Annotated in this window: 6 protein-coding genes; 3 read left to right on the top strand and 3 right to left on the bottom strand. The window is 62.5% G+C overall.

The window, feature by feature from the left end; genetic code table 11:
- Positions 1-67 precede the first annotated feature (67 nt).
- Positions 68-622, top strand: a complete 555-nt coding sequence (locus AC1D1X_RS09225) for a fasciclin domain-containing protein (RefSeq protein ID WP_477698169.1) — start codon at positions 68-70, stop codon at positions 620-622.
- A gap of 61 nt (positions 623-683) precedes the next feature.
- Here the strand turns inward: AC1D1X_RS09225 and mdeB are convergent, their stop codons facing one another.
- The gene (gene mdeB / locus AC1D1X_RS09220; RefSeq protein WP_477669679.1) at positions 684-3,380 is read right to left on the bottom strand and encodes an alpha-ketoglutarate dehydrogenase; all 2,697 of its coding nucleotides are present in this window, start codon (positions 3,378-3,380) and stop codon (positions 684-686) included.
- A gap of 106 nt (positions 3,381-3,486) precedes the next feature.
- Here mdeB and AC1D1X_RS09215 point away from each other — a divergent pair, with 106 nt between their 5' ends.
- The gene (locus AC1D1X_RS09215) at positions 3,487-3,963 is read left to right on the top strand and encodes an Lrp/AsnC family transcriptional regulator (RefSeq protein WP_477670201.1); all 477 of its coding nucleotides are present in this window, start codon (positions 3,487-3,489) and stop codon (positions 3,961-3,963) included.
- A gap of 16 nt (positions 3,964-3,979) precedes the next feature.
- Here AC1D1X_RS09215 and AC1D1X_RS09210 read toward each other — a convergent pair whose 3' ends face one another.
- Positions 3,980-5,827, bottom strand: a complete 1,848-nt coding sequence (locus AC1D1X_RS09210) for a sensor domain-containing diguanylate cyclase (protein WP_477669678.1) — start codon at positions 5,825-5,827, stop codon at positions 3,980-3,982.
- 147 nt (positions 5,828-5,974) lie between these two features.
- Here AC1D1X_RS09210 and AC1D1X_RS09205 point away from each other — a divergent pair, with 147 nt between their 5' ends.
- The gene (locus tag AC1D1X_RS09205; protein ID WP_477669677.1) at positions 5,975-7,366 is read left to right on the top strand and encodes an esterase-like activity of phytase family protein; all 1,392 of its coding nucleotides are present in this window, start codon (positions 5,975-5,977) and stop codon (positions 7,364-7,366) included.
- Between the two features lie 85 nt (positions 7,367-7,451).
- On the opposite strand, the gene AC1D1X_RS09200 is transcribed toward AC1D1X_RS09205, so the two are convergent.
- The coding region (locus AC1D1X_RS09200) for a peptide chain release factor 3 (RefSeq protein WP_477698168.1) at positions 7,452-8,924 on the bottom strand (1,473 nt) is incomplete at its 5' end.

The following is an 8,924-nucleotide window of genomic DNA, read 5'->3' as shown; positions in this document are numbered from 1 at the left end:
GCTTTGAAAACCCTTCCGGTTGCGGCTTGCGTATCTACTTCATCAACATCAGTTCAAAGGTATTCACATGCAGACAAAACACAAACTGGCATCCGTCGGCGTGGCCATCGCCCTGTCATTGGCTGCCGCATCTTCCTTCGCCCAGGTCATGGTGGGCGGTGCGCCCATGCTGGCCAGCAAGGACATCATCGACAACGCAGTCAATTCCAAAGACCACACCACGCTGGTCGCCGCCGTCAAGGCTGCCGGCCTGGTCGATACGCTCAAGGGCCCGGGCCCGTTCACCGTGTTTGCGCCCACCAATGCGGCCTTTGCCGCATTGCCCGCAGGTACGGTGGACACCCTGCTTAAGCCCGAAAACAAGGGCATGCTCACCGGCATCCTGACCTACCACGTCGTGCCCGGCAAGTGGGACGCCGCTGCCATCAGCAAGATGATTGCCGACGGCAAGGGCATGGCTTCGATCAAGACGGTGGCCGGCRGCACGCTGGTGGCCAGGTCGGCTGGCGGCAAGGTCACGGTGACCGACGAGAAGGGCGGCGTTGCGACTGTCGCCATTGCCGACGTCTACCAGTCCAATGGTGTGATCCACGTGGTCGACAAGGTGCTGCTGCCCAAGTAAGCCGGCACTTCTTTCCCGAGCCCGTGCGCGGCCTGCCGCGCGCGGGCTTTCGCGCGTCGGCCTACTTCTGGTTCAGCATGTGCAGCGCCGCCTTCACGATGCTTTGCGCGTCGACGCTGAAAAATTCACGCAGCGCGGCGCGTGTGTCGCTGCGGCCAAAGCCGTCGGTGCCCAGGGTCAGGTAGTGCCTGCCTTCGGGCACAAAGGCGCGGATGCTTTCCGGCACAGCGCGCACATAGTCGGTGGCGGCAACGATGGGGCCGGTGCTGCCTTGCAACTGCTGAGCGATGAAGGGCGCAGTCACAGCGCCGTCATTGATCGCCTCTTGCTGGCAAGCTGCACCATCACGCGCCAGCTCACTCCAGCTGGTCACGCTGAAGACCGTGGCCTCAATGCCCTGCGTGGCCAGCTGCTGCGCAGCCTTGATCACCTCGGTCAGGATCGCTCCCGAACCCATCAAAACGACTTTTTGAGCCTTTTTGGGAGATGTTTTAGGGCTGTGGGGCAATAAGGACGTGCGCGGCCAGCTATTGAATTGATAGCACCCGCGAATGATGTCCGCCTCGGAGCCGGCTTGCAAATCAGGCTGGGCGTAGTTCTCGTTCATCAGCGTGACGTAATAGAAGACGTCTTTTTGTTCGACCATCATCTCCTGCATGCCGCGGTCCAGGATCACGGCCAGCTCGCCGGCGAAGGCCGGGTCGTAGGCCTTGCAGTTGGGAATGGTCGCGGCGATCAGGTGGCTGGTGCCGTCCTGGTGTTGCAGGCCTTCGCCGCCCAGCGTGGTGCGGCCCGAGGTGGCGCCCAGCAGGAAGCCGCGGGCACGCTGGTCGGCGGCGGCCCAGATCTGGTCGCCCACACGCTGAAAGCCGAACATCGAGTAATAAATGTAGAAGGGCAGCATCGCCAGGCCGTGCACGCTGTAGCTGGTGGCCGCGGCCGTCCAGCTGGCCATGGCACCGGCTTCGCTGATGCCTTCTTCCAGGATCTGGCCGTCGAGCGCCTCGCGGTAGCTCAGCACCGAGCCGATGTCTTCCGGCGCATAACGCTGGCCCACGCTGGAGTAAATGCCCACCTGCTTGAACAGGTTGGCCATGCCGAAGGTGCGCGCCTCGTCGGCCACGATGGGTACGATCTTCGGGCCCAAGGCCGCGTCTTTCAGCAGGCCGCCCAGCATGCGCACAAAGGCCATGGTGGTGCTCATCTCTTTGCCGTCGGCAGCGAGCGCGAATTGCGCGTAAGAGGGCAGGGCTGGGATGTTCACGATGTCGGCCGCCGTTTCACGCCGCGGCAAATAGCCGCCCAGTGCTGCGCGTTTGGCGTGCATGTATTGCATCTCGGCGCTGTCGGCGGCGGGCTTGTAGAAGGCCAGGTTTTTGGCTTGCTCGTCAGACAGCGGCAAATTGAAGCGGTTGCGAAATTCGATCAGCTCTTCGCCGTCGAATTTTTTCTGCGAATGCGTGGTCATTTTGCCCTGGCCGGCGCTTCCCATGCCGTAGCCCTTTTTGGTGTGCGCCAGGATCACCGTGGGCTGGCCCTGGTGGCTGGCCGCCGCGGCGTAGGCGGCATGGATCTTCACCAGGTCGTGGCCGCCGCGTTTGAGGCGGTCGATCTGCTCATCGGTCATGCCCTGGGCCAGGCGTGCGAGTTCAGCGTTCTGGCCGAAGAAGTTGTCGCGGTTAAAGCGCCCGTCTTTGGCGGCAAAGGTTTGCATCTGGCCGTCCACCGTCTGCGCAAAAGTTTTGGCCAACGCGTCCGTCAGGTCACGTGCGAACAGGCCGTCCCAGTCGCTGCCCCAGACCAGCTTGATGACATTCCACCCGGCGCCGGCAAAAAGCTTTTCCAGCTCGTCGATGATGCGGCCGTTGCCGCGCACCGGGCCGTCGAGCCGTTGCAGGTTGCAGTTGACGACCCAGACCATGTTGTCCAGCCCCTCGCGGGCGGCCAGCGTCAGCGCGCTCATCGATTCGGGCTCGTCCATCTCGCCATCGCCGAACACGCCCCAGACTTTGCGGCCCGTGCAGTCGAGCAGACGCCGGTGCGTGAGGTAGCGCATAAAGCGTGCGTGGTAGATCGAGCTGATCGGGCCTATGCCCATGGAGCCGGTCGGGAACTGCCAGAAGTCCGGCATCAGGTACGGGTGCGGGTAGCTGCACAGGCCTTGCGCGCCCTGGCTGGGCGCGGCGAGCTCCTGGCGGTAAAAGCCCAGGTCTTTTTCGTCCAGCCGGCCTTCCAGGTAGGCGCGCGCATACACGCCCGGTGCGCTGTGCGGCTGGAAGAACACCAGGTCGCCGCGGTGTTGGCCGGGGCCTGTGCCTTCGCGTGCGCGAAAGAAATGGTTGAAGCCGGTTTCAAACAGATCGGCCGCGCTGGCGTAACTCGCGATGTGGCCGCCGAGCTCGGCCGAGCCGCCGGTCTCGGCCTGGTTGGCGCGCACGACCATCGCCAGCGCATTCCAGCGCATCAGCGAGGCCAGGCGCTCTTCCATCGCCAGGTCGCCGGGAAACACGGGCTGCTCGTCTACGCCAATGGTGTTGACGTAAGGCGTGGCCAGTTCGGGCCGCCAGCCGATGCGCTGCTTGCGCGCGACGCGGCTCAGCTCATGCAGCATTTCGCGTGCACGGGCCGGGCCCTGCGTAAGGGCTAGGGCTTCAAACGCCTCACGCCATTCGGCGGTTTCCTGCGGGTCAGGGTCAGCGGAAGGATCGGTGTAAGAAGCGGCCTGCATCAGTAAATGGTGGGGTGTGGAGTCGTTCATGGCAGCAATCACTTTACGCAGAATCATCCGGAAGGTGTTGCTTCAATATCGGGGTATGACACCATTTAAAAGCATAAAATGCTGTAAATAACGAATTTTGAAGATGATGCAGCTCGATAACCTTGATTTTAAGATTCTGGATGAGTTGCAGCGGGATGGCTCGCTGACCAACGTGGAACTGGCGCGCCGCGTGCATCTGAGCCCTTCACCGTGCCTGGCGCGCGTCAAGGCGCTGGAGGCCGCCGGCGTTATTGATCGCTATGTGGCCATTGCCAACGCGGCGGCGCTGGGTCTGGGCTTGAATGTGTTCATTTCCATCAGCCTGCGCACGCAAAGCAAGGAGTCGCTGGCCGACTTCGAGCGGCGCATCGCCGAGCACGACGACGTGATGGAGTGTTATTTGATGTCGGGCGACAGCGACTACCTGATTCGTGTGGCGGTGGCCGACATCGGTGCGCTGGAAAAATTCATCCTTGAGCAGCTGTCGCCGATTCCGGGCATCGAGAAGATACGCTCGAGCTTTGCGCTCAAGCAGGTCAGGTACAAGACGGCCTTGCCCTTGCCTGTGACAAGGGCGCCCTGAATCTGCCGCCAGGGTCTCAGCGGCCCGGGGCTGAAGCCTGTTCGCTGGTCAATGCCGGGTGCGAAATTTCAATTTCGTTGATCTTGGCCAGCAGGTCTTCCCGACGGCTCATGTCTTCCCCTGCGGCACTCACGGTATCGCTCGGTGAATCGACAAATTGTACATAGCGCTTTGTTCCGGCGGCCATCTGGTGCAGTCGGGACTTGAGCCTTTCAACCACCTCCTGCGCGGTTGTCTGGGCGCTGGGCGTGTCATGCCACAGGGCGACGTGCAGGTTGAAGGCATTCGCATCGCCCAGCTTTTCAGATGCGCGTATGCAGTCGGCCAGGATTTTGGTTGAAACTTCGGACAGGGTGGTGCGATTGACCGGGCCTTCCACCAGCATCATGAAGTCGTTTTCGCCATAGCGAACCACTGTGTCCACGTCGCGTGCTGCCCCGCGCAGGATTTCGCCGATGCGGGAAAGTGCGGCGGCGCGCTTCTGGTCGCTGGCCTCGTCATGGCTCGGAGCCTGGTCGAGCCAGCGCAACATCAATACGCCGAATGCCGACTTCTGCCTCCGCGCGCGCAGCAGCATGGGCGGCAGCCTGTCGTCGATGACCCGCGGCAACATCAGCCCGCTGGCCGGGTCGTAAGTCGCCAGTGCGGCGCTGCGGTGGTTGGCAAACAGTGCTGCCCGGCTGCGCCATGCCAGCACGAGGAAAACCCAGAGCAGGCCGATCATCGCCGACAGGACACCGGCTGCCTGTGCCGCTTCAACATTCCAGACCCAGCCCGCGTTGTAGGAAAGCCGGGCCAGCGCGGCCAGCCCGATGGGCGCGGCGCCCAGCAGGATGAGGAGGTTCCAGGTCTGTCCCCGCAAAGACATCCACAAGAGGCTTCCCATGATGGCCAGGGTGGAAAACGCCAGCCACAGGTTGCGAAGATCTCGCGGCACGAGGTTCTGGCTCGCAGCCATCAGGCAGGCCATGAACAGGCTGCCCGCCGTCACGGTGAGCAGCAGCCGGTGTATGCGCGGGTAGCCGCTCTTGGCATAGCTGGCCTGGGTGCAAAACCATGCACCGGCGGCCATGCTCACCGAGGCCGACACCCAGCCCATGACCTGGTTCAGGTGCGCGCTGTGCGGCCAGATGCGCCAGCCGCCATAGCCGATCAGCACCAGTTGCGTGAACATGAGCGTGACCACGACGGCGCCGAACCACAAAAATACCTTGTTGCGCGCCATGACGAACGCGGCCAGGCACAGAAAGGCCAGCAGGCTGAACATTCCCCACATCAGTCCGATCACCACGCCAACCCGGGACGCGCCGTCGATGTACTCAATGGGCGACAGCAGCATGGGCCGCGCCGTGATGGCCCTGCGGTGCTCAAAGCGCAGGTAGTAGGTCTGCATGCCGTCGCCGCGCGTTTGCAGTTCAAAACTCGGCACACGGGTGCGTAGCGCCCACGCGGCCGGGGCAATCGCTTCGCCTGCTGACTGGACCAGCCAGCCGCCTTGCGGGTTGCGCGAAAAAAGGCTCGCCTTGAAGATCGCCTGGCCCGGCATCCGTATGTACCAGGTCTGCAGGGCTTCGGTGGCCGGCAGTGAAAAAGTGGCCCAGACATCCTGAGTGTTCGAGGTGGGCAGGATGGAGTCGTCTGTATAGGGCTGGAAGGTCCACGACCCGGTTGCGGGATCGCCGGCTGTCAAGGCATCAGGTGACTCGATGGAATCCTTGGGCACCGCGACCCATTGCAGCGGCTGGGCCAGTGTGATTGTGGGACTGTCTTCGTACAGGCGGTCAAAGACCTGTGCATGGGCTGCGCCGAAGAATGCGCAGAGCAACATCAGGAAAAAAGCACGCAGGCTTGCCGTTCGATACATCTGTATAGCTTATTGCAAAAAAACGGCCTGCCCGGAAGGCCTTAGCCCTGCCGTGCAAACACCCGATGCGGACCCGGGGGCGCTGTGTGTAATCAGGGCGTCACATGCGTTGGCCACCATCCGGCTTTCTTCAACAGTGGATTGCCCATGCCTTCTTCCCGTTTTGCCGCCAATCGGCGCCCTGCATTCAAATCTCTCTTCAAAGCCATCCTTCCTGCGCTGGCAACCGTTGCGCTGGCTGCGCCGCTGCAAGCCCAGACCGCCTTTCCGGCCACGCTGGCCGGCCATGTGGTGGCGCCCGCCCGGTCGTTTATTGCAGCGCCCAAAGATGCGCCGCAGGACCTGCAGGTCAGCGGCAAGTTCACCAATGGCAAGCGCACGGAAGCGCTGGGCACGGTGGAGGGCCTGTCTGCCGGCAGGCCCACGGGTGTGAGCCTGCCTTTCAAGGGCCAGCCTTTGCAGGGCCATTCAGGCATCAAGAAAATGCCCGACGGCAGTTTCTGGATCCTGACCGACAACGGCTTTGGCTCCAAAGCCAATTCACCGGATGCCATGCTGTACCTGAACCGCTACAAGGTCGATTTCAAGGCTGGCGCCATGAAGCGGCTGGAAACGATTTTTCTGCACGATCCCGAGAAAAAAGTGCCGTTCCGCATCGTTCATGAAGGCACGAAGCAGCGCTACCTCACGGGCAGCGACTTTGACACCGAAAGCTTCCAGTTCGCCGGTGGCGCCTTGTGGATCGGCGACGAGTTCGGCCCTTTCCTGATCAAGGCCGACATGAAGGGCAAAGTGCTGGCGGTGTTTGACACGCTGGTCGACGGCAAGGCCGTGCGTTCGCCCGACCATCCGGCTGTGACGACTCCCGGCGTGCCAGGCGGTGCGGTGGATTTCCAGGTTCGTCGCTCCAAGGGGTTTGAAGGCATGGCTGCTTCGAAAGACGGCAGCAAGCTGTATGCGCTGCTGGAGGGCGCGCTGTATGACGCCGCCACCAAAGGCAATGAAAACGTGGGCGGCAAGGACTACCTGCGCGTGCTGGAGTTTGACGTGAAGAGCGAATCCTGGACCGGCCGCCACTGGAAATACATGCTGGAGAGCAACAGCCACGCGATCGGCGACTTCAACATGATCGACGGCACGACCGGCCTGATCATCGAGCGCGACAACGGCGAAGGCACGGCCGACAAGGCTTGCCCGGAAGGCCAGAAGCGCACGGACTGCTTCCACGACATCGCAAAGTTCAAGCGTGTCTACAAGGTGGAGTTGAGCGACGCCAATGCCGGTGGTGCGTTGCGCAAGATCGGCTACATCGATTTGATGGCCATTGCCGACCCGGCGAAGCTGGCGCGCAAACCCCTGAACAACGGCGTGCTGACCTTCCCGTTCTTCACGATTGAAAACGTGGACGTGGTGGACGCCACACACATCGTGGTGGGCAACGACAACAACCTGCCGTTTTCCAGCAGCCGCGAGCCCAACAAGGCGGACGACAACGAGCTGATCCTGCTGGAAGTGGGTGATTTCCTCAAGGCGCAGTAAGCCCGCGCATCAGGCGTGAGCGAAGTTGCTATTACTTTTATAGCTGCTAGCGCACGTCCTGATTGGCCTGCAGGCCAAAAATAACTTACATTTTTGACTGAAAAACCAGCCCGGCGTGCTCGCGCAGCGCATGAAACTTGATCTTGGGCCACTGCTGCTCCACGGCACGCAGGGTGGCGCTGTGATCCACCAGCAAGGTGGGTGCATCGACCGCATCCAGCGCCACGCGGTGGGCGTTGGCGTCCATGAATTTCTTCAGTTCGTTCGGGTCCTCGGACGTCACCCAGCGGGCCAGGTTGAAGTTGCTGCCCATGATGCGGGCCTTGACGCCGTACTCATGTTCCAGGCGGTGAGCCACCACTTCAAACTGCAGCTGGCCGACAGCGCCCAGCAGCAGCAATGAGCCGGCAATCGGGCGGAACACCTGGATCGCGCCTTCTTCACCGAGCTGCGTGAGGCCGGCGCGCAGCTGCTTGCTGCGCAGCGGATCGGCCACCTCGACGGCGCGAAACATTTCAGGCGCAAAGAAGGGCAGGCCGGTGAACTGCAGCGCTTCGCCTTCGGTCAGCGTGTCGCCGAGCTGCAGCACGCCGTGATTGGGAATGCCGATGATGTCGCCGGCAAAGGCGGTGTCGAGCAGTTCGCGGCGCTGGCTCATGAAGCTCACCACGGTGTTGGGCCGCAGCTCTTTGCCGCTGCGCACCACCTTCAGGCGCATGCCGCGGGTGAACTCGCCGCTGGCCACACGTAAAAATGCAATGCGGTCCCGGTGGGCCGGGTCCATGTTGGCCTGGATCTTGAACACCACGCCGGAGAATTTTTTCTCTTCGGGGTGCACCACGCGCTGGATGGCTTCGCGCTCGGCAGGCGCGGGCGCCAAGTCGACCAGCGCGTCCAGCACTTCCTGCACGCCGAAGTTGTTGATGGCCGAGCCGAAGAACATGGGCGTCTGTTTGCCGGCCAGGAATTCGGCGCGGTTGAATTCAGGCGTGGCGCCGGCCACGAGTTCGATTTCGCCCTGGGCCTGCGCGTATTCGGCGCCAAAACGCTTGGCGGCTTCGGCGTTGTCCAGGCCGGCCAGGATTTCATCGTCGCCACCGGCTTTTTCTTCGCCGGGGCTGAAGACGCGCATGCGGTCTTCGCGCCTGTCGTAGACACCATGGAAAAGCTTGCCCATGCCGACCGGCCACGTGAAGGGAATGACCGTCATGCCGAGCTCGCGCTCGATCTCGTCCATCACGCTCATCGGGTCCTGCACCTCGCGGTCCATCTTGTTGACGAAAGTCAGGATGGGCGTGTTGCGTGCGCGGCAGACCTGCAGCAGGCGGCGAGTCTGCGGCTCAACGCCGTTGGCCGCGTCGATCACCATCAGTGCGGCGTCCACGGCGGTCAGCACGCGGTAGGTGTCTTCCGAGAAGTCCTGGTGGCCCGGTGTGTCGAGCAGGTTGATCACGCAGTCGCGGTATTCCATCTGCATGACCGAGCTGGCCACAGAGATACCGCGCTGCTTTTCAATTTCCATCCAGTCGGACGTGGCATGGCGTGCGGCCTTGCGGTG

The sequence above is a fragment of the Polaromonas sp. P1_G4 genome (assembly GCF_056405475.1).
This window is presented reverse-complemented; position numbering and strand designations above follow the sequence as displayed.